Annotated in this window: 20 protein-coding genes and 1 pseudogene; 6 read left to right on the top strand and 15 right to left on the bottom strand. The window is 62.6% G+C overall.

Going from position 1 to position 21,344, the window contains the following annotated elements:
* The 5 genes and pseudogenes from CK220_RS32605 to CK220_RS24655 form a co-directional block, all read left to right on the top strand.
* Positions 1-159 (top strand): annotated as a pseudogene (locus CK220_RS32605) (aldehyde-activating protein); the annotation flags it as partial.
* Between the two features lie 343 nt (positions 160-502).
* Positions 503-1,495, top strand: coding sequence for a cell division protein FtsZ (gene ftsZ, locus CK220_RS24670; protein WP_095814003.1), 993 nt, complete (start codon positions 503-505; stop codon positions 1,493-1,495).
* A gap of 283 nt (positions 1,496-1,778) precedes the next feature.
* The gene (locus CK220_RS24665) at positions 1,779-3,239 is read left to right on the top strand and encodes a hypothetical protein (protein WP_210201448.1); all 1,461 of its coding nucleotides are present in this window, start codon (positions 1,779-1,781) and stop codon (positions 3,237-3,239) included.
* Positions 3,240-3,429: 190 nt separating this feature from the next.
* Positions 3,430-4,260 (top strand): SIR2 family protein, encoded by an 831-nt coding sequence (locus CK220_RS24660; protein WP_095814001.1) that lies wholly within the window; start codon positions 3,430-3,432, stop codon positions 4,258-4,260.
* 96 nt (positions 4,261-4,356) lie between these two features.
* Complete coding sequence (locus CK220_RS24655; RefSeq protein WP_095814016.1) at positions 4,357-5,538, top strand: beta-glucosidase; 1,182 nt, start codon at positions 4,357-4,359, stop codon at positions 5,536-5,538.
* A gap of 9 nt (positions 5,539-5,547) precedes the next feature.
* Here CK220_RS24655 and glf read toward each other — a convergent pair whose 3' ends face one another.
* Positions 5,548-6,681: a UDP-galactopyranose mutase gene (gene glf / locus CK220_RS24650; RefSeq protein ID WP_095814000.1), complete on the bottom strand. Its 1,134-nt coding sequence runs from the start codon at positions 6,679-6,681 to the stop codon at positions 5,548-5,550.
* Between the two features lie 2 nt (positions 6,682-6,683).
* Entirely contained in the window at positions 6,684-7,856 is a 1,173-nt protein-coding gene (locus CK220_RS24645) for a glycosyltransferase (RefSeq protein ID WP_095813999.1), read from the bottom strand.
* 320 nt (positions 7,857-8,176) lie between these two features.
* On the opposite strand from CK220_RS24645, the gene CK220_RS24640 reads away from it, so the two are divergent.
* Positions 8,177-9,094 carry a hypothetical protein gene (locus CK220_RS24640; protein ID WP_095813998.1) on the top strand — a complete coding sequence of 306 codons (918 nt, stop codon included), beginning with the start codon at positions 8,177-8,179 and terminating at the stop codon, positions 9,092-9,094.
* A gap of 33 nt (positions 9,095-9,127) precedes the next feature.
* Here CK220_RS24640 and CK220_RS24635 read toward each other — a convergent pair whose 3' ends face one another.
* The 13 genes from CK220_RS24635 to CK220_RS24575 all read right to left on the bottom strand — a co-directional run bounded on the left by CK220_RS24635 (position 9,128) and on the right by CK220_RS24575 (position 21,148).
* Positions 9,128-9,544: a c-type cytochrome gene (locus CK220_RS24635; protein WP_095813997.1), complete on the bottom strand. Its 417-nt coding sequence runs from the start codon at positions 9,542-9,544 to the stop codon at positions 9,128-9,130.
* Positions 9,525-10,403, bottom strand: coding sequence for a cytochrome c oxidase assembly protein (locus CK220_RS24630; RefSeq protein ID WP_095813996.1), 879 nt, complete (start codon positions 10,401-10,403; stop codon positions 9,525-9,527). The genes CK220_RS24635 and CK220_RS24630 overlap by 20 nt, the downstream gene beginning before the upstream one ends.
* Positions 10,400-10,741: a hypothetical protein gene (locus CK220_RS24625; RefSeq protein WP_095813995.1), complete on the bottom strand. Its 342-nt coding sequence runs from the start codon at positions 10,739-10,741 to the stop codon at positions 10,400-10,402. Before CK220_RS24625 ends, CK220_RS24630 begins: the two co-directional genes overlap by 4 nt.
* The gene (locus CK220_RS24620; protein WP_095813994.1) at positions 10,741-11,346 is read right to left on the bottom strand and encodes a cytochrome c oxidase subunit 3; all 606 of its coding nucleotides are present in this window, start codon (positions 11,344-11,346) and stop codon (positions 10,741-10,743) included. The genes CK220_RS24625 and CK220_RS24620 overlap by 1 nt, the downstream gene beginning before the upstream one ends.
* Entirely contained in the window at positions 11,343-13,319 is a 1,977-nt protein-coding gene (gene ctaD, locus CK220_RS24615) for a cytochrome c oxidase subunit I (RefSeq protein ID WP_095813993.1), read from the bottom strand. Before ctaD ends, CK220_RS24620 begins: the two co-directional genes overlap by 4 nt.
* Positions 13,316-14,329 (bottom strand): cytochrome c oxidase subunit II, encoded by a 1,014-nt coding sequence (gene coxB, locus CK220_RS24610; protein ID WP_245429388.1) that lies wholly within the window; start codon positions 14,327-14,329, stop codon positions 13,316-13,318. The genes ctaD and coxB overlap by 4 nt, the downstream gene beginning before the upstream one ends.
* Positions 14,326-14,859 (bottom strand): c-type cytochrome, encoded by a 534-nt coding sequence (locus CK220_RS24605; RefSeq protein ID WP_095813992.1) that lies wholly within the window; start codon positions 14,857-14,859, stop codon positions 14,326-14,328. The genes coxB and CK220_RS24605 overlap by 4 nt, the downstream gene beginning before the upstream one ends.
* Positions 14,856-15,725 carry a substrate-binding domain-containing protein gene (locus CK220_RS24600; RefSeq protein WP_095813991.1) on the bottom strand — a complete coding sequence of 290 codons (870 nt, stop codon included), beginning with the start codon at positions 15,723-15,725 and terminating at the stop codon, positions 14,856-14,858. The genes CK220_RS24605 and CK220_RS24600 overlap by 4 nt, the downstream gene beginning before the upstream one ends.
* Entirely contained in the window at positions 15,706-17,484 is a 1,779-nt protein-coding gene (locus CK220_RS24595) for a methanol/ethanol family PQQ-dependent dehydrogenase (RefSeq protein WP_095813990.1), read from the bottom strand. Before CK220_RS24595 ends, CK220_RS24600 begins: the two co-directional genes overlap by 20 nt.
* Before the next feature lie 98 nt (positions 17,485-17,582).
* Entirely contained in the window at positions 17,583-18,365 is a 783-nt protein-coding gene (locus tag CK220_RS24590) for a heme-binding protein (RefSeq protein ID WP_245429387.1), read from the bottom strand.
* A gap of 466 nt (positions 18,366-18,831) precedes the next feature.
* Entirely contained in the window at positions 18,832-19,236 is a 405-nt protein-coding gene (locus tag CK220_RS32845; protein ID WP_095813989.1) for a DUF982 domain-containing protein, read from the bottom strand.
* Between the two features lie 244 nt (positions 19,237-19,480).
* Complete coding sequence (locus tag CK220_RS24580; RefSeq protein WP_245429385.1) at positions 19,481-20,731, bottom strand: phospholipase D-like domain-containing protein; 1,251 nt, start codon at positions 20,729-20,731, stop codon at positions 19,481-19,483.
* Between the two features lie 90 nt (positions 20,732-20,821).
* Positions 20,822-21,148, bottom strand: a complete 327-nt coding sequence (locus tag CK220_RS24575; protein WP_095814013.1) for a low affinity iron permease family protein — start codon at positions 21,146-21,148, stop codon at positions 20,822-20,824.
* Positions 21,149-21,344 lie beyond the last annotated feature (196 nt).

Here is a 21,344-nt window from a genome sequence, read left to right as displayed (position 1 = left end):
TCCTCGATCATCGAAGCCGGCGTCGACCCGAGCCGCATGGACGGCATCCGCGGCCAGCTGAAGTCGATCGGGCTCGAACCCTATGACTGCCTCAACCCCGCCCTGATGGACTACATCGCCACCTGGACGGCGAAAAAGTCGGGAGCCTTGGCGGCGTAGTGCCTCGCGGGGGGCGGCTGATTTCTCCAGAGACGGATCGCGGCCTTCAGTCGCTTCAAGCGCTGCTGGCCGCGCGACGATCCGAAGCGGCCCGACGTATCTCGGGGAAGAGGACGCGGGCTGCTTCGACTGAACCATCCGTCTTTCGTCGCCCCCCGCACCCGGACCGGTTCACGCAAGTTGCGCTCGGGACCACGGCGCTGCTGAAGCAAACTTGCGATTTGACGCCCGCAGCTTGACCTTGCGGCGAGGCCTGTCCTCTGATTCCCTGATCTTGGCGGGACCATCTGATTCGTTTGCTAGTTGCTCTGGCGCAACCGCTGCGTCCCGTAGAGAGATCACAATGACCGCCAAGCCGGAAATCCTGGAGATGAGACCTAAGATCACCGTTGTCGGGGTCGGCGGCGCTGGCGGAAACGCCGTCAACAACATGATCGATGAAGGCCTGCAGGGGGTCGAGTTCGTCGTCGCCAATACCGACGCCCAGGCGCTCACCATGTCGAAGTCGTCGCGGCTGATCCAGTTGGGTGCGCATGTGACCGAGGGCTTGGGCGCCGGATCTCTCCCCCACGTCGGCAGCGCGGCCGCAGAGGAATCCATCGACGAGATCATGGATCATCTCGCGGGAACGCATATGTGTTTCATCACGGCGGGCATGGGCGGCGGCACCGGGACTGGCGCCGCGCCCGTCATTGCGCGTGCCGCGCGCGATGCCGGCATTTTGACGGTGGCCGTCGTTACCAAGCCTTTCACGTTCGAAGGCAAGCGCAGGTCCCAGGCCGCCGAGGAGGGCATAGAACGCCTTCGCGAAAGCGCCGACACCGTGATCGTCATCCCCAACCAGAACCTTTTCAGGGTCGCCGACGCCAGGACGACGTTTGCCGATGCCTTCGCCATGGCGGACCGTGTTCTCTACGCCGGTGTCGGCTGCATCACGGATCTGATCGTGAAAGAAGGTCTGATCAATCTCGACTTTGCCGACGTGAAGTCGGTGATGCGGGACATGGGCCGGGCGATGATGGGAACCGGAGAAGCCTCGGGGGAGGGCCGCGCAAGGACGGCAGCCGAGGCTGCGATCGCCAACCCGCTGCTCGATGAGGCTTCCATGACGGGCGCCAGAGGCCTGCTCGTATCGATCTGCGGCGGCACGGACATGACACTCTTCGAGGTCGACGAAGCGGCGACACGGATACGGGAAGAGGTCGACGCCGATGCCGACATTATCGTCGGCGCCATCTTCGACCAGGCGTTGGCAGGAAAATTTCGGGTCTCGGTCGTCGCGACGGGTCTGCGGAAGAGCGAAGACATGGCGCAGCTTCAGCAGAGGACCGCCTGAAGCGACCTTCTTGGTTAGCGAGATCCCGCTGGCGAACCTCTGCTCCTCGCTATGATTGGTTGGTTTCGGTGGCTGCCAAGGCCCCCGCGGCGGGATCGGGGCGAGCGCTCGTAGCTGCGGTTATCAGGGGAACGACCCTGGAGCACATCAGCTGGCCATTTTTTGATAATGGGCCATTCCCTCAGCGATGAGAACTGAGCGGCTGGGGTCTTTGCGTCGGCGCCGGTGAACATTTTTCCCCTGAGACAGTTTGGAGTGCCTTGGGGAGATATCGGAAAGCCGCTTGGACAATACGGGATTAACGGGCAGCACGACCAGTGACGCGGAGGGCGTACTGCCTGTCCGGTCCGCGGGTCTGCAGTGGATCACGGTCGCCGGCTCATATTTCGCCACTGAGGACGGTGAGCCGTGGATGCCGATCGGGCAGAATGACGCGATAAGCTGGCCTGAGCTAAATGGGCTGTTCCGGCGCAAGGACATAGCCGGGGTGGAGGCTCACCTCAGCTGGCTTAAGCAAAGCGGCGTCACCTGCCTCAGGCTGATGCTGGAATACGCTCAGGTCCGTCACCGCTACTTCGAGCGGCCGCTCGGTCGCTTCGTCCCTGCTATGGTGCGGCTGTGGGACGATCTTTTTCGTCTCTGTGAAAAGCACGATTTGAGAATACTGCTCACCCCGTTCGATACATTCTGGCAGTGGCGGCACTGGCGTCATCACCCCTATAATCGGAGGAACGGCGGCGTGCTGGATCAGCCCTCGCGCTTCTTGGTCTGTACGGCCACGCGCCGCGCCATCAAGGCAAGGCTGGAATTCGCGGTGCGCAGATGGGGCGGCAGCGGCGCACTCTTCGCTTGGGATCTCTGGAACGAGATCCATCCCGAGCAGGCCGAAGGCAGCGCCGACGATTTCGGCGGCTTCATCCACGATCTCAGTGCTTTCGTTCGCCGACTGGAGATTTCGCTCTACGGCCGCTCCCACCCGCAAACGGTTTCGCTGTTCGGACCGGAGCTTCGCTGGCGGCCGCACATGCCGCTGCGCGAACCCATCTTCCGGCATCCAGATCTCGACTTCGCCTCCCTCCACATCTACGAGGAGGGCACGATCGATCATCCCCGCGACACAGTGGCCCCGGCGCTCGGCATGGGGCAAATCGTCGGCGAGGCCCTGGCCGAAACGCGCGATGGCCGCCCGTTCCTCGACAGCGAACATGGCCCGATCCATACCTTCAAGGACAAGAAGATCACGCTGCCGGAGCCGTTCGATGACGAATATTTCCGCCATGTGCAATGGGCGCACTTGGCTGCGGGCGGTGCCGGCGGCGGCATGCGCTGGCCGAACCGCACGCCGCATGTGCTCACACCCGGCATGCGGCGTGCGCAGCGCTCGCTGTCCGATTTCCTGCCGCTGATCGACTGGCGTCGGTTCCGACGTGTTCATCTCAGCCGGCGGGTGCGGATTTCCCGCCCCGATGTCGCGGCGGTAGCCTGCGGCGACGATGCCCAGGCGATGGCCTGGCTCGTGCACCGCGAAACCATCGGACCCAACGGCATGCTGCGGGCCGACGTGCAACCCGAGCCCGTCATGATCGACCTGCCCGCGCTGGCTCCCGGTAACTATCGCATAGTCGGCTGGGATACTGCGACCGGCACGCAAGCGGCGGAATGGCGGGCGCAATCGGACGGTAGGTTGAAGCTGGAGGTGCCACTGTTCGCGACCGATGTCGCGCTCGCGATTCGCCGATGCTGAGAGAGACCGAAACCAAGCACCTGTCCCTGCTTGGCCTTGCTCGATGGCAGCTCCGAGGCGTTTGGCGAGTCTGACAGGGGTATCGGAGGTCTTCCAGATTTTCGCGGCTGGGCGGGGAACACTTCATCCACCTCCAGGTTCGGAAGTTGTGCGTCATGCACCGCCCGCGGCAGCCCACTCAGTTTCGGCAATGAACGAGGACCCGATTATTCCACTCGCAAAAGCGATCCGAGAGCGCAATGCGGTGCTCTTTGTCGGAGCTGGTGTTTCGATGAGCGTCGGGCTGCCTTCCTGGGAGAAGCTGATTGAGCGCATGGCGAGCGAACTCGACCTGGACGGCGCAAGAACGCGTGATCGCTTCCAGACCCTGGCCGAGTACTATCGGATCAAGCATGGCAGCATCGGGCCGCTGCGCAGTTGGATGGACAGGCACTGGACCGTGACGAGGGAAAAGATTCGGAAGTCCGAATTGCATCGTCTCATCGTCGCGCTGGATTTTCCGGTGATCTACACCACCAACTATGACCGCAATCTAGAAGTCGCCTTTGAGATACACGGCCGCGCATACGTCAAGGTGGCCAATGCTCGGGATGTCTCGAAGACTCGCCGGGACGTCGCGTGCATCGTGAAATTCCACGGCGACTTCGATGACGATTCCTCGCTGGTCCTTACGGAAACGGACTATCTCGATCGGCTATCCTTCGATTCGCCGCTCGATGTGCGTTTTCGTTCCGATGCGTTGGGCAGCACGGTTCTGTTCGTCGGCTATAGCCTGTCGGACCTGAACATCCGGCTTTTGTTGCATAGGCTTTGGCAGACATGGAACCGATCGGGCTACGAGGCGGATCGGCCGCCGTCATTCATTTTCATGGCGAGCCGGGACCCCGTCGAAGAAGCCGTGCTGGGACGTTGGGGTATCTCCGTGCTCACAGGCGACAACGACGATCCGGAAGTCGGCCTCGTGAGTTTCCTCAGTCGGCTGGCCGAGGTTGTGAACGATCAGGAGATCACGCTGGGCTGAACTGCGTTCAGCATGCGGCAAGACGGAAGAAGTTGCCAAACCCAAAGAGGGTTCAGCGGCGGGTCGGCCGTGCCGGCCAATGCAAGGAGTGAGAATGTGCCGCAAGCCGTCAGTCCAAACGTGGGGAATCCAGCTGCCAGCGCGGTCACATTCGACAGTTTTTTCATGGGCGGTTTCGAATGCTCCTCGCACCGGCGAAAGGATGGTGTGCGTCTCGATCTCGTGCGGGCGACTGGCCATGACTCTCACGCGCAGCGCGACTATCGCGGCTGCGCGAACCTTGGGCTTAGAACCCTTCGTGACGGGCTGCGCTGGCACCTGATCGAGAAGGCGCCGGGCGTGTACGATTGGTCAAGTTGGGCGCCGATGATCGAAGCGGCAAACGTCGCCGGCGTTCAGGTCATCTGGGATATTTTTCACTACGGAACCCCCGATTATCTTGACCAGGGCGGGAAGGAGCTGATCGAGCGCTATGCCGCTTTCGCAGCGGAAGCTGTCCGGTTGCATCGGGCCGTCAGCGGGAAGCCTGCGCTCGTCTGTCCGATCAACGAGATATCGTTCTTCGCCTGGGCAGTCGAAGTGGGCTATTTTCCGCCAGCCGGCCCAAGACGAAGGGGCTGGTTCAAACGCCACCTTGTCAAGGCTGCCGTGCAAGGCATACGAGCCATGCGCGAAGCGGATCCAGAATGCCGGTTCATCTGGGCCGAGCCGCTTATTCACATCGCGCCGCGCGATCGAAGCCGCGCAGAAATACGGACGGCTGAAAAAGTCCGTCAGGGACAGTTCGAAGCGTACGACATGCTGATGGGGCGAGTCGAGCCGCAGCTTGGGGGCAGCGAAGATCTCATCGATGTCATCGGTCTGAATTTCTACCCGCACAATCAGTGGTACCTGCACGGGCCAACGATCCCGATGGGGCATCACGAATACCGGGCTCTGTCGGAAATGCTCGTCGAGGTCGCCCGACGCTACCCACAGCCGATGTACATTGCCGAGACCGGTGCGGAGGGGTCCGGAGGCCCGGCATGGCTTCACTATGTGTGCGACGAGGTGCGGGAGGCTATGAACCAAGGCGCCAGGGTCGGGGGAATCTGCCTTTATCCGATCACGGCCTATCCCGGATGGGACAATTCACGCCACGCCGAAGTTGGCCTTTTCTCGGTCATCCATGCGGATGGATCGCGCCGCACCCGTCAGCCGATGGCCGATGAACTCGCGAGGCAGCAGAGGCTGTTTGACCAGCATTCTCGACCCACGCAGCCTGGCATGCCCGAGTAGCAAGCGGCTTTAGCCCGGCACAGCCATTGCCGGCTGCAAGCCTGCACCGGGGACCGTCTTCTGAATGCGGGCGAAAGTTGCCAGAGCCTGACCCACGACCTGGTCCATATTGTAATAGCGGTACGTCGCAAGGCGGCCGACGAACCAGACATCCGGGCGACTGGCGGACAAGGCTTCATATTGCTTGTAGAGCGCTTCGTTTTCCGGCCGGGGCACCGGGTAATAAGGATCGCCAATGTCGGTTGGGTATTCGTAGGTGAGGCTCGTCCGGGCATTCTTCTGGCCGGTCAGATGCTTGTACTCGGTGATCCGGGTGAAGTCCTCCGTTTGCGGATAGTTGACCACGGCGACCGGCTGGAACTGTTCGCATTCGACGGTCACGTGCTCGAAACGCAGTGAGCGATACGGCAGACGGCCAAGTCTCCAGTCGAAGAATTCGTCGACAGGGCCGGTGTAGATCAGCTTGCGGAACGGAATCCGGTCCCGGACCTCACGATAATCCGTCTGCAGCATGATCTTGATATTGGGATGGCTCACCATGCGCTCGAACATGCGCGTGTACCCGTTCGCCGGCATGTGCTGGAAGCTGTCGCCGAAGTAGCGGTCGTCGCGGTTGGTCCTGGTCGGAACCCGGGCAGTTACGGATTTGCTGAGCTGGGAGGGGTCTACGCCCCATTGCTTCCTGGTGTAGCCGCGGAAGAATTTCTCATAGAGTTCCCGCCCGACAGTGCTGATCACGACGTCCTCGGCAGTGTGGACTTCCTCGACGGTCTCGCGGCGAGATGCCAAGAAGTCTTCCAGTTCCACCGAATCCAAATCGAGACCGTAGAGGCGGTTGATTGTATCGAGATTGATGGGGATCGGGAGAAGCATGCCGTCGACCGCGGCCAGCACACGATGTTCATACGGCCGCCATGTCGTGAAGTGTGACAGATAGTCCACGATGGACCGCGCATTTGTGTGGAAGATATGCGGCCCGTAGCGGTGGATGAGGATGCCTGCTTCGTCGTAGCAGTCATAGGCGTTCCCACCGATGTGATTGCGGCGATCGATGAGGAGAACGCTTTCTCCCCGTTGCGAGGCAATTCGTTCGGCGAGAACGCTGCCGGCGAAACCTGCGCCGACGACAAGCCAGTCGAACATGGTCAGGCGCTCCTGCGGAAGGGGACGACCTTTTTCCTCGCGCTGGCGCTCCTGATGTGAGCGGCCATGCCATTCCATGTACGCTTCCAGGACATGTCCGCGAGATAGGCATCGACCTGCGGAAGCCGCGCGTTGCGCGATTGGCTAAGGACGCTTCGCAGCTTGGTGTCGACGTCCTCTGCGTCCACAATGTCGACGAGCCCGGCTGCGCCGTAGGTTCGCACTACATCGACGATTGCTGTTGAGACCACTGGCAGGCCTGCGGCTAGGAATTCAGGCGTTTTTGTCGGGCTGATGAAGCGCGTGGCCTCGTTGAGGGCGAACGGCATCCAGCCGGCGTCCCAGTGGCGGAGATAATCGGGAAGATCGGCATAGGCTTTCCCGCCGAGCCAATGCAGATTGTCCGCTGTCGGCAGGCTGCTCGGGTCGATCTTGACCACCGGACCAAGCATGACGAAATGTACGTCGGGCATGGCCTTGGATGCCTGGGCCACGAGATCGATGTCGAGGCGCTCGTCGATGACCCCGAAGAAGCCCACTCGGGGATGAGGGATGCCGAATTGATCGGCCGGGTCCTTGCCGGGCGTCCTTGCCTTGTGGAAGTGGCTGACGTCGATGCTGCTCGGAAACGGATAGATGGCACGATGCTGGCAGCGCTTCGCTTCGAAGAGGCTCAAGCCGCCGGTGAAGACGACATCGGCGCGCCCGAACAGGGCTCGCTCCATCATGGCCAGTTCGGTTGGCGCATTCTTGAACGCCGAAAGTTCGTCCATGCAGTCATAGACGCAGACATCGAAATTGATGTGTGCGCTGAAGCGCAGGGCCATGGGCGTGTAGTACCAGGCGGTCAGGTTGGTGTGCGGCGTCGAAGCGATGATCCGGTCGAGATATTTCCGCTGGACGGCATCAGCTCTGGCCGGGCTTGTGCCAATTGGAAGCAAAGGAGTCGCGACCCGAATTCCCGGCGCCACCTCTGAGAAACGCATAGAGGGATGCGAGCGCTCCTCGAAAACAGGTTCCTCGAAATAGACGATCTCAAATTCCCTCGCGGCCAAGGTAAGAATATGTTGCGGACGCTGATGGACGAAATTCCATCGTAAATGGGAGAAACATGTCAGCAAGTCGTGGCTTTTTATGGTTTGTCTGCGGGTTGGTATTCTTATTGCCGCGTCCATACAATTTTTCCCTAGTAACAGCACGGTTTATACTACGATTAACATTTGTTAATCGCAGGCGGCGGAGGTGAGCTCCGCCTTTCCGTCTAACTTCCCGTCGAATAACTTGTTCCAGCCGCGAGCCTTTAAGGGGCGCAGGATTTTGCCGCGGTGCTGCCCCTTGGGAGGTGCGGCCAAGATTCGCACGCAGGTTCCTGGGGACGGTCACTCGGTGGCCGTATTTCGGTAGCATGGGCGGCTAAGCTGTTCGACGGCTCCATCGATTCGCCTGGACCGGAGCCAAACGAGCCTCAAACTGCCGGCAATCGCTGGGGCAAGTGATGAACATCGATTTCGAGACGAACGTGTTCCCGCTCTTCCATCCGCAGGCGGTGGATGATCTCAAAGATCCATGCCCCGTCTTTGACGGCAGGCTCTGGCACGTCTTCGGCTCGAGCGGCACCGTGACCAGCGAGAGCTGGAAGATACTTCACGCAACCGCGCCGGAGCTGCACGGTCCCTGGACGGAGCACGAACCCATCGAGCTTCCGGTCACGGGATCGGGCGTCGCCGCGCCCGGTGTTGTCTACGAACTCGGCGTCTTCCACATGTTCATCCAGACCGAGTTCATGAAGTCCGGCGGCCGCTGTGAGCACGCGGTGTCGAATGATGGCTTCAACTGGGTGGTGCTCAACCCCGCGATCCTGTCGATAGCCGACACGGACGAAGATGGGATCTATGATCCGCATCCGGCTATCGTCGGCGGCAAGCGCTACATCGTCTATTCCGGCATGCCGAAATTCAGTCGTGTGCCGCAACCCGACATCTATCTGGCGCGCAGCCAGTCCGACTCGTGGTTCGGACCTTGGAAGCGGCTGGGCAAGATCCTCGACCATAATGATATCCCGCACCACAATTCGCGCGATGATCCCGACTACGAGTGGGGGATCGAAGGCGCCCAACTGGTCGAGCTCCCCGATGGCCGCGTGCTCCTCAACGCCACGTGCTTCCTTCCGCGGGGGCCGCGGGGAAGCCGACAACGCGTGTTTTTCGCCATCGCCGCCGAGGTGACCGGACCCTACGTTTCGATTGGTCCGGTTCTTGATCCAGGCGGGCCAGGAGAAAACGGTCACTCGACCGTCATGATCGAGGGCGAACAGCTGACGCTTTTTTACCAGAGCCGTGTCGCGGCGACGAACCATCGCTGGCGGTATGGCCTCGCCAGATGCGATATCAGCGTCCTGTCGAAGGTTGCCTGACAGCCTGGGTTCCGACGCGGCGGCGAGGTTCAATTATTTCAAAGCATAGAGATAGGCCGCGACATCGCGCGCCTGCTGCTCGGTGATCCTCGTCGATGGCATGGCGGTGTGCGGATTGATCTCTCTGGCGCCACGGATCCAGCGGATCAGGTTCTCCGGATTGTTGGCCAGCACGCCGCCGATAATGATCCGGCCGGCGAGGCTGGCGTCGAGGCGCGGGCCGACCTGACCTTGCGCGCCCGGCACGCCAGGGATCGTATGGCAGCCGGAGCAGCCATTCGCGGTCATGATCGGGATAGCGCGCGCGCCCACGCCGCCGGTTGCCGCGTCCGACTCGTGCTGGATCCGATCACGCCGGTCGGCCCACAGGGCCACGGCGGCGAGGACTACGGCGACTACGACGATGGCGGCGAGGGCGCCGCCGATCAGTCTAGCCAGATCGGAGCGCATGCGTCGCCTCCCTGGTTCCGCTCTTGCTTATCCAGAGGCCGGCGAGCAGCAAGGCGGCTCCGCCATAGATCAGGCCAGCCGGAACCCACATCACAAGGCCAGCAAGCTGCTGATCCTCGATCGGGGTTAGACCCCACAGCGCTGCTCCACCGGCATTTTCCGGATACCAGAGTTTGGGCGACAGCAGCAGCAGCACGCCGAGCAGGCCGGTGTGCATCGAAGTGAAGAAGAGATGCATGACGGCGCTGCCATAGGCCTGCTGCCGACCGGAACGGGGCAGAAGCGCCCACCAGAACAGCAAGGCAGTGCCGAGGAAGCTCGCATGCTGGGCATAGTGCAGCACGCCCCGCTGCAGGGCTGCCTCGAACAGGACCGGGATGTGCCAGATCCAGATGGCGATCCCGTGGATGATTGTTGCGTTGAGAGGGCGGCTGGCGAAGGCCCAGAACGCCTGCAGCATCTTGCCATGCGTGAGCCTTCCCGTTCTTTGCCGAAGCGCGACCGGCAATGCCCATACCAGGGCCGCGCCAGGGCAGGCTGCAACCAGCAGCGGAGCCGCCAGCGCCATCAGCAGCTCGTGCTCGATCATGTGGGCGGCAAATACCCGCTCGCCCAGCGCATGGATCGGGCTGACCAGCGCCCCCGTCAGCACGCACCACCCTGCGGCGAACAACAACGTTTGTCGTATGCGCTCTTGTCGGCCTCGATTGCTGCGGCGCCACAGCCGGTTGGCGCCGATCGCATAGATGAGCGCAAGCGCGGCCAGCGGAAGCGTGATGGGAAGCGCAAGCGTCCACCCGGCCTCGGGCGCGCCGGCGCCGTAGCAGATCGGGGTTGAGAAGAACGCGTCGAAGCTCATCGCAGGCACTCGTCGAGGATGAGCGCGGCGCTGCCCTGCATGACGATGACGAGGGCAAACAGCAAAGCCGAAAGTATGCCGAGATCGGCGACGAAACGCTCGGTGCTGCGTGAACGTTCCGGTTTGAAGGCGGCGCCGCCTTGCCGCTTCGCCCGCCACGACAACGCCCCGCCAAGTAGCGAAAGCACCGCGAGCACCAGTGCGACGGGAAGGACGACCGGGACCTGGCGGTTACATTGCCAGGGCACCAGCGCGTAATTCAGCTGGGTCGAGATGGCCCAGGCCAGAGGCCCCGACAGAAGACCACCCCAGGACGTTCCCAAACGCAGCGCGCGCATCAGCCTAGCCTCGGCATCCAGTAGATGAGCAGATAAATCGGGATCCAGGTCAAGACCACGAAATCCCAATAGAAGGCGTTGTCGCCGACGTCGCCAAAACGCCGGCCGCTATAGGCGTGGCGCGTGAACATCAGCACTGTCAGCACGATCGTCTCGCCGACATCGGTGATCAGATGGGTGGTGTGCAGCCCGAGCAATACCCAAAGCATCGAGCCATAGGCGTTCGTGTCCCAATAGATGTTCAGCGTCGGAAACTCGAACCAGCGCACGATGAGCGGCGCAATGCCGAGCAGCGACATCACCACCATGCCGATCCGCACCGGCCCGATGGCGCATTGCTTGGCGTAGCCATTGAGGATGTGGTTCGGCACCAGGCTGACGATGAGAAGCAGCGTCACGATCGTTCCGGGCCAATGGTTGGGCTCCGGGGCGCTTAGACGCCAGTTGGGCCACAAGGTCGCCAGATAGAGATAAGCGCCGGCCGCCAGCGCGAAGCCCATACCTTCCAGCGCCATGAAACCGAGCGTTCCCCACCAGGTCGGGCTGCGCGGACCAAGTCCGAAGCTTGGCAGGCCTGACAGATCGGCGACGGGACGCTGCTTCATTCCTCGTCCTCCGGCGTGTCTTTCGGCCAGAACCAGCCGATCAGGGTGATTGCGATCGGCGCGGCGCCCCAGACGATCGCCCAGGGCGTGAAGATCGAATAGAGAAAGGTGCCGCCGACAGCGATGGCAGCGAACAGCGGCCAGATCGACGGCGTCGCCGATTTCTCGCGGATATCGGGATGCGCTTCCGCCACCGTCGAGATGAGCAGCTCGCGCACATCGACGCGAAGCCCGGTGGCGACGGGAAGGACCTCGCGTTCGGCCCAGAGCGGCTCGACGTTCGTGACGATCGGGATACGCGCGAAATTGTAGCTTGGAGGCGGCGACGACGTGGCCCATTCCAGCGTGCCTGCATCCCAGGGATTGTCGCCGGCCGGCGCGCCTTTCAAGGCGCCATGCACGAGATTGAGGGTGAACAGCACGAAGCTCAGGAAGAAGAGCACCGCGCCGCCGGTGATGAACAGGTTGATGTTTCCCCAGCCAAGCTCGGCCGGATAGGTATAGACCCTGCGCGGCATGCCCCACAGGCCGACAAGATGCATCGGGAAGAAGGCAGCGTTGAAGCCGATGAAGGCCAGCCAGAAATGCCAGTGTCCGAGACGCTCGCTCATCATGCGGCCGGTGATCTTTGGGAACCAGAAATAGGCGGCACCCAGCAGCGGGAAGACCGAGCCGCCGATCAGCACGTAGTGGAAGTGCGCGACGACGAAATAGGTGTCGTGCACCTGCAGGTCGAGCGGCACGGAAGCCAGCATGACGCCGGTGAGTCCGCCGATGACGAAGATGAAGAAGAAGCCGAAGACGAAGAGCAACGGCGTGCGGATCACCGGTCTGCCGTCCCACAAGGTCGCCAGCCAGCAAAAGATCTGCACGCCGTTGGGAATGGCGATCAACATGCTGGATGCTGTGAAGAAGCTTGCGCCGAGCTTCGGCAATCCCGTCGCGAACATGTGGTGGACCCAGAGACCGAACGACAGGAAGCCGACTGCGATCAACGACAGGACCAGCCCGAGATGGCCGAACGCCGGCCGTCGAGCGAAAGCGGGAATGATCGCGGAGACCATGCCTGTCGCCGGTAGGAAGATGATGTAGACCTCGGGGTGACCGAAGAACCAGAACAGGTGCTGGAACAGCAGGGCATCGCCGCCCTCCGCTGGATTGAAAATATGCGTTCCGACCAGCCGGTCGAGGATCAAGAAGGTCGAGGTAATCATCACCGCCGGCATGGCGAAGACGACGACGAACGAGGTGACCAGCAAGGCCCAGACATAGAGCGGGATCTTGTCCAGCGACATGCCTGGCGCACGCTGCTTGAATACGGTGACGATGGTCGCGACGGCGACCGCCAGGGATGAGACCTCGGTATAGGTGATCATCTGCGCCCACACGTCGGCGCGCTTGCCGGGACCGAATTCGGGACCGGACAGCGGCACATAGGCGAACCAGCCGACATCCGGCGCCATTGAAAGGGCGAAGGACACCCAAGCGAAGAGGCCCCCCGAGACATAAATCCAGTAACTGAACGCGTTCAGGCGCGGAAAGGCGATGTTGCGGCTGCCGACCATCAGCGGCACCAGATAGATGCCGGTCGCCTGCACGATGGGCACGGCAAACAGGAACATCATGGTGACGCCATGCATGGTGAACAGCTGGTTGTAGAGGTCCGGCCCAATCAGGCCGCGTTGCGGTCCCGAAAGCTGGATGCGCATGGCGACGGCGTTCAGCCCGCCCAGGCACAGAAACACGAACGCCGTGATCAGATAGCGCCTTGCGACGACCTTGTGATCGACGCTGGAGAGCGCGCCGATGATGCCGGGCGGCGTCCGCCATGTGCGCGCGAGCCAGCGGTGAAGGCTGGCATCGTCCATGCCGGTGTCGCGCGGCCCATCACGTTCGGGGGCGACGTCGCCCTTGGCAGTCGCCTCGCGTTCCGGCGGCAGGTCGCGTTCGCTGGTCAGATCCGCGCTGCTCATTTCAGGCCCTCGAGATAGGCGACGATCGCGTTGAGCTCGTCGCCATTGAGCTCGACCACCGGCATGTGAGAGCCGGGCTTGATGCCTTGCGGGTCGGCTATCCAGGCGGCGAGATTGCCGCGGCTCATCGTCAAGCTTCCCGCGGCAAGCGTTCGCCGGCTGGCAACATGGGTGAGATCCGGAGCGACCGTTCCGCCGGCGGGCGTGCCGCCGATCTTGTGGCACATCACGCAGGGACGCTTGAGAAACAGGTCCGCGCCCGCCTTCGCCTCGTCGCCCGTCGGAGGGGCGGCCGGCTGAAGCTGATCGTTCCACCAGGCGTCGAACTTGGCCCGCGGCTCGGCAATGATGAAGGTGCCCATGTTCGCATGCTGCGCGCCGCAGAACTCGGCGCACTGGCCCCGATAAGTTCCGGGCTTGTCCGCCTTGATATCCAGCACGTTTATGTGACCGGGGATGAGGTCGAGCTTGCCGGCCAGACTTGGGACCCAGAAGGAATGGATCACGTCGGTCGAGGTCAGAAGAAGCCGCACCGGCTCGCCGGCGGGGATGTGGATTTCGTTCGCCGTCGTCAGGATGCGGCTCGGCGTGGCATCCTCATAGCGTACCTCCCACCACCATTGGTGCCCGGTCACCCGGATGGTCAGCGCAGCGTCCGAGCCGATCGCCGCAAGCGTCCTGTTGGCGAAGAAGCTGAGCAAGGTCAGCCCGACCAGGATCGCGGCGGTCAGCCCGACAGCGATGGCCACAACGCGCAATTTGCGATGGTCGGCGCCGGCGTCGAGCACCAGCGGCTCGGTGCGCCTGGGCGGCCGCATCAACACTGGTGCGGCGAGAGCGATCATCACCAGCACCCACACCACCGCGCAAAGGCCTGTGAAGAACCAGATCAGCCATGCCAACTCGCTCGCCGCGGGGCCTTTCGGGTCGAGGGCCGATTGCCAGCCCGCGCATCCCTGGAGCGAAAGGACGCTTGCCGCGGCAAACGCCATCGAGGCGAGGCGTTTCACGGCGACTTCCCCAGCGTGGCGGCATCCGGCATGCGGTTTTCCGACGGATGGGGCATCATGCCGTCATTTCGCTGTGGCGCAGCGGAAGAGGGCGCGTTGCCGCTTAGCGAACGCACGAAGGCTGCCAGTTCCCAGATCTGATCGTCGGGGATCATGTTGCGGAAGCTCGGCATGCCGTTCGGACGCCCGTCGCGGATGGTGGCGTGAATGCTTTCCATGGAGCTGCCATAGATCCATTTCTGGTCCATCAGGGCCGGGCCCATGCCGCCGCCGCCATTGGCGTGGCATCCCGAACAGTTGAACCAGCCGAACAGGCGCTTGCCCTCGCTGAGATGGAAGGCGTTGGCCTCGAAGCTCGCCGCTTTGTTGTCTCTGGGGGAGGGCCGTTGGCCGCCGGGTTCCAGCGCGGTGACGGGGGTTGGCTGGCCGCCGGAGCCGAGCGAAGATTGCGGGCGCGTGTCCCGCTCCTCGCGCTGGCATGCCGCCAAGGCGAGCGTCACCGACAGCAGCGTCGCGAAACCCAGCCTCATCGCACCGGGCTCCCGGCGATGTCGAGAAGCGGAACGCCATATTGCGTCAGAACCGCGTCGATCTCGGCCTTGTGCCTGGTGAGCGCGCTATTCACATCACCGCGCAGTGCATCGTCCTCGCGCCGAACGCCCATCGAGATGTCGTACATCAGCGGCAATTGCGGTCCATCGATGCGAGGTGTAACCGGCGTGATCCGGAGCGGCACTTTTTGCTTCGTAGCGAAGTAACCGGCGAGCGGGCCCCAGACCACGGCGACGTCGACCTCGCCGCTCGCGACAGCTTCGACGATGCGCGCCGCAGGGTTGGGAGCGGAATAGTCGCCGTAGACCGGGTAGCCGACGAGATGTCCGACAATGCCGCGACGGCCAAGCGCCTGGACCGGCGGCGAATTGGCGCCGTCATCGCCGATGAGCTGAACGCCGATGCGCATGTCGCGCAGCCGCGGATCGTTGAAGGATGCCACGTTCGGGCCGTCCTGGCGGGTCACGAAGACATAGGAGGACCTGTAATAGGGCAAGGTGGCGCGCAGCATTTCGACATTTGCGGGCGTTCCGAGCACCAGATCGCAAAGCCCGGCCTTCAGCGTGTTGCGAACGAAGCCGCGGCGCTGCGCCCACCAGGTATAGGTAAGCTTCGCGCCAAGGTCGGCCGCAACGATCTCGGCGATCTTGTTCTCGAAGCCTTCGCCGCTGGCGTCGGAGAACGGCATGTTATTGGGATCGGCGCAGGCGCGGAGTTCCCGCGCATTCGCCGCGCCGGCCAGAACCAGCCAGACCAAGGCGACGAGACCGGCCACGAGGGCCCACAGCGCGGATCTTTTCGCCAGTGCGGTCAGTTCGAATCCATCAAGGCAGCCGGAACACATAGAGCGTGCCTCCCGCCGTTGTCACGTTTTTCAGGTCCTTCATCGCGTTGACGAAACCGAGCGCAGCAGTGGCGTCGCGCGGATCGAGATCGCCCGAGACGATGGCGCCGGCCCAGCCGCCGACGCCGGACAGGATCGCGACATATTGGTGTCCGTCGGGGCCGCGATAAGTAACCGGCTGGCCGATGATGCCGGAGGAGGTCCTGAACTGCCAAAGCAGTTCGCCGGTCTTCGCGCTGACCGCCTTGAACCAGCCTTCCATGGTTCCGTAGAAGACGATATCGCCGGCGGTTACGACCGCGCCGCTCCATACCGGGAAGTTTTCCTTGAGGCTCCAGGCCTGTTTCTCCGCCGCGATATCCCACGCGGTGAAGGCGCCGCGATTGCCGCCGGGGCCCGGGATCATGCGCACGTTCATTCCGACATAGGGCGTGCCGGCGATGTAGTTCACCTCGACGCCTTCCTCGTCCATGCACAGATTGTTGTGCGGGATGTAGAGCAGGCCCGTCTTCGGCGAGAAAGCGGAAGGCTGCCAGTCCTTGAGCCCCGAGGCGGTCGGGCAGATGTCGCGGACAACCTTGCCGGTCCCGGTCTTCTTGTCCGGGTTTGCCATCAACCTGCCGGTCTTGAGATCCACACCTTTGCTGGAGTTGACGGGGCCATAGGGTTTTGCGGACAGGACCTCGCCGGTGGTGCGATCAAGGACGTAGAGATAGCCGTTGCGCTCCGGCCGGACCAGCACCTTGCGCGGCTTGCCCTGCCAGTTCATGTCGAGCAGGATCTGCTCATTGATGCCGTCATAGTCGTGCAGATCGTGCGGGGTCCACTGATAGAACCATTTCGCCGCTCCGGTATCGGGATCGCGGGCAAAAATGCCCGATGTCCATTTGTTGTCGCCGGGGCGCAGGTCAGGGTTCCAGGGGCCCGGATTGCCGGTGCCGTGGAAGATCAGATTGAGATCGGGATCATAGGAGATCCAGCCCCACATATTGCCGCCGCCGATCTTCCAGGCCTCCGGCGGCCATGTCGTCACACCAAGGTCCTTGCCCTTGTCCATGTCGTAATGCGGCTTGAAATCCGGGCCGATCAGCACCTCCTTGTCCGGCCCCGTATTGTAGGCCGTCCAGACGACATGGCCGTCGCCGGCGTCGAGCGCCTTGACCCAGCCGCGTACCCCCATCTCGCCGCCCGAATTGCCGACCAGCACTTTGCCCTTCACCACCAGCGGCGCCATGGTGAGGGTCTCGCCGACATTGATGTTGCCGATATGGGTATTCCAGATCGGCTGGCCGGAGTTCGCATCGAGCGCTATCGTGTGGCCGTCCAGCGTGTTGAAGAAGATGCGCCCGTCGGCGAAGGCGGCGCCGCGATTGACGACGTCGCAGCACGCTACCCCTTGTGCCGCGGGCTCGGGATTGGGTTCGTATTTCCACTTGATCGGTGCCCCATGTTTGGAGAGGTCGAGCGCGTAGACGATGTTGGGAAAGGGCGTCACGATATACATCGTGCTGCCGACCACCAGCGGCGCCGCTTCCTGCCCCTTGTTCACGCCGGTCGAGAAGGTGAAGGCGACCTGCAGGTTCTTGACGTTGCCTTCGTTGATTTCCGCGAGCTCGCTGTAGCGGGTCGAGGCGTAGTTCTTGGCCGGCATCGTCCATTGGGCGTCGTCGGGCGGGGCGGCGGAGGCCGGCGGCGAGATCGCAGGCGTCGAGGGCGACTCCGAGGCGGCCATCAGGAATGGAAAGCAGGCCAGCATCATCGCTCCAACAATGCTTGATCCCGCATATTGCCGCGCAGCCCGGGTGAGGCGAGCGCGTCCGGACTGCGCACACCTCGCTGTCAGCTGTCGCACTGCCTTCATTTCGGGACCGAGCCTCCGACGCCGGCGCCCAGTTCCACGGCTATGTCGGCCTCGCGCCCGGCGCAGAGCGGATGACCCCAGCCGGATGCGCTTTTGCCGCCTGGGTCGAGGTCGTAGATGATGGCGTCCTTGCGATTGGGATTGACGCCTGCCGGAACCTTGTCGAGGCCGAGCGCGGCGCGGACGCGCCAGGCGACGTTGTGGTCGGCGCAGGAGGAATCTCCGCTGACCCCGAGGCCGCCGACGATCGCCTTGCCGTCGTACAGGGCCAGGCCCCCGCCGAACACCACCACGCCTCCGATCGGTTTGCCGATCAGCGGATCATTAGGGCTGCCGAATGTCTTGGCGTCGCCGGCGTAAGCCGCCGCCTGATTGACGGGGTTGGTGGCCTGCAGGCCGAACAGCGGCCCGCCTGGTTGCACCCCGGCATAAAGATTGGCGGTCGACAGGGCCATATTCGCCACGCTGAGCCCGTTGGCCGTGTTGGCCTTCTCGGCCGCGACCAGCCGGCTGCCGGGCCATTGGGCGTCCACGGTAGGGCCGCTGAAGGCGACGGCGCAGACCGTACCGTCACGGGCAACGATCGCGGCCCATTCATTGGTCTCGAAGCCGCCATTTGCCGGCCCGCCGCTCGCCTTGACATTGGCCTTCAAGGCCGACAGCAGTTTGTCGTGATCGGCCGGGCAGGGCGCCTGCGCCCAAGCGGGATTGTGCGGCAGCACCGTGATGGCCAAGAGCAGGAGGCCAAGAGCGACCGACGGACACTGGCGGTAATGCATGGCGCTTCGGAACACCTTGTTCAACGCGGACAACAAGGGAACAACCGAAGCCGGGCGGCAGAAACTCCGGTCTCGCCGTTCTGCAAGCTGATCCTGCTCTTGCTGCGCGAAACCGAACGGATAACGAGCCCCTTTGTTCCTACCGCCCAGGAGGGCCTGCAAGAATTGCGTGTGGCAGGCGCATTCAGGCGGAAGCCCGGCCCCACAGCACCAAGGGTTCGGCTCTGCCATCATGGCTCTGGGGGCGGCCAGCGTTCCTCGATCGCTGCAGCCGTCAACAGCAGGAGGTACGAAGCTTCTTGGTCTTAGATTCTGACATGCGCAGTAGAGGAACCAGCTGAGCCGCCCTGCGTTGGACGGGCAATGGAGCAACTTCGTTCAGATTTCGCGGCATTGGCACAGCCCGGTTACTGGCTGGCCCTGTTGCTTTTGTTGCTTCCCTATGGGGTGGGCGTGTTCTTCCTCATCAGGACGTGCCACTGCCTGTGACTTGATCAGCCGCCTCAACGGCGTCGAGCTCGAGGCAAGGCGCGCTGGCGCAAATGCCGGTCTGGATAGCCCAGCTGACGAACACTTTCCTGGCCGCTGCGACCGGCCCGCGGCCATCATATGCCGCGCAGCAAGCGTCGCTGGCCAAACCATGCAGGCGGCAGCGTTTCTCGAACGGCCACTCCTCCAGGAATTCGATCGCGTCCATCGCGCAACGGATTTTCCTCACGCCGAATGGCACGTCATCCACAAGGACAGGTTCTGCGAACACATCAGTGCTCCTTGCGCTTGGTTCTGCCGTACCGTGGTCGTGACTATGGTTGTCGCTTCGCCGGGAAACCAAAGCGCGCCCAACAGGCTCCCCGAAGACATTTGGGCCCATGACCTTCCTCCGCTTGATGCGCCAATCGCCGGCAAGCCAAACAGATGCTCAGCAACGTGCTGGGCGTGTGCCAGCGGCGCTGAGGTGAAATATCGGAAGCGCGATTTTCGGCGTCAAGAGCCGCCCCCCGGCGGCCGACCCTCGCTCACCGGGGGTGGTTTGGCAGTTCCGCTGATCTGTGTGACGGGCGGCCCAAGCGACAAGCAGCGGCCGGTGTTGTTGCGTCCCCGTCTGCGTGAACTGGCTAGAGCTGCGCGTGCAGCCTGCTGGCCAGCCAATCGGTGAACTTTTCGCGCATGGGACGCGATTTCCATTCGGCAAGACTGATCTGCCTCGAGCGCTTCAGATCTTCGTTGAATAGGTCGATCTGCGTTCGTGCGAATTCCTTGCCGTAGACGTTGAGCGTGGCCTCATCGTTCAAACGCAAAGACCGCTCGTCCAGGTTGGTGGAACCGAAGCTCGCCCAGACGTCGTCCACGATCAGCAGTTTTGGGTGATACATCGTGGGCTGAAACTCGTAGATCCGCACCCCGGCCTCGAGCAATTCGCCCCAGAAATAGCGCGAAGCTTTCCGGACTATCGGGACATCCGTCAGGGAATTGGGAACGATCACGTCGACGGCCACGCCTCTTTTTCTGGCGTCCAATATCTGTTGTAGGGCGATGTCGTCCGGGACGAAGTAGGCCATGCCGATGCGCAGGTGGTCTTTGGCCGCGGCTATGGCGGCCAGCATCATCAGCTCCATGTTTTCGGAGCCGTTCGGCTGCGATGAAAGGATCAGCTGGGCCTTGAGCGCACCCGCTGCTTCGGGCGGCGGGTAGAACTTCTCGCCCTGCAACGTCTCGCCCACCGCTTCCAGCCAGTTCTCGGCGAAGGCCGCCTGGAACCCGGGCACGGCAGGCCCTTCGATCTGGTAGTGCGTGTCGCGCCACTCATTGGGGTTGCGCGCATCTCCCAGCCAGTTGTCCGCGATGCCGACCCCTCCTGTGAAGGCGACCCGCCCGTCCACAATGAGCAGCTTGCGATGCGTCCGGTTGTTGACGCGGTCGAGCGTGTACCAGTAGATCGGCCGATAGCGCTGGAACCGAACGCCTGCGCTCGTCATGATGTGGATCAGCTTCTCATCGAAGGGAAGACTGCCAAGCCAGTCGACGAGCACGCGCACTTCGACACCCTCTCGGGCTTTCGCAGCCAGCGACGTGGCGAACTCGTAGCCGACCGAGCCCGACCAATAAATGTAGGTTTCCATGTCGATGGTCGATCTGGCCGAACGGATCGCTTGCAACATGGCCGGAAAAATCTCGTCGCCGTTGACCAGGGTCTGCACGGCGTTCGCGTCGAACATCTGCCCCTGCGAATAGCTGCTCATGCTCCTTGCGAATTGCGGATCTGCCGCATCGAAACGGTGCGGCACGATCGTGCGGATGACACGGTTCTCCGGAATCAGGTTGATGGCGAGCAACGTGACCAGACTGGCGACAAGCGCGACGCCCAAATACTTGAGGCTGCTGAGCAGCCTCCGCCGGTTCCGACCAAATCTCACGGTTGGCGCCGCTGGAGGCGCCAAAAGGCAGGAAAGCACATCTCAATCGCCCTGCTGTGTACGGCTGCGATGCTTTTCGATTTCCTCGGGTTCCTCATCGTCAATGCGGGTGATGTTCGAGGCCGCGCTGTTTGATCGCAGCATTTCATCCAACTTGGCGTGGATTGCCTGGGTGTCGCGATGCTCCGCCCGCTGGATAAACAGCGTCATAGCCCAGGTGGAGAGGGTGGCCGCCCCATGCCAATTCAGACTTTCGCGATCGAAAACGACCCACAGCGCCGCGTACGCCAGCAGCACCAGGAATGCCGCGGGACGGGAGGTTAACGTGCCGATTGAGGTCAGCAGACTCGTTATCGGGTGATTTGCCATGCTCAAGAACTGTTGATCCTGACGCAGGTTCCAGCCCTTGAGCCGGGAGTTTGAAGTGCAAGTCTGAAGCAACGACAACTTTCGACAAACGCCTGCATCCTTCGCACGCAATCGGCGTTGAAGAATGATCCTATAGGGCGGGTTTTGACATGGACACGAAGCCAACTGACGCTGAAACGGTTCCCGCTCAGGAGCC

The organism is Mesorhizobium sp. WSM3860, assembly GCF_002294995.1.
Lineage (GTDB): Bacteria > Pseudomonadota > Alphaproteobacteria > Rhizobiales > Rhizobiaceae > Mesorhizobium.
Note: the sequence above shows the minus strand (reverse complement) of the source record. Positions and strands in the feature narration are given on the sequence as shown.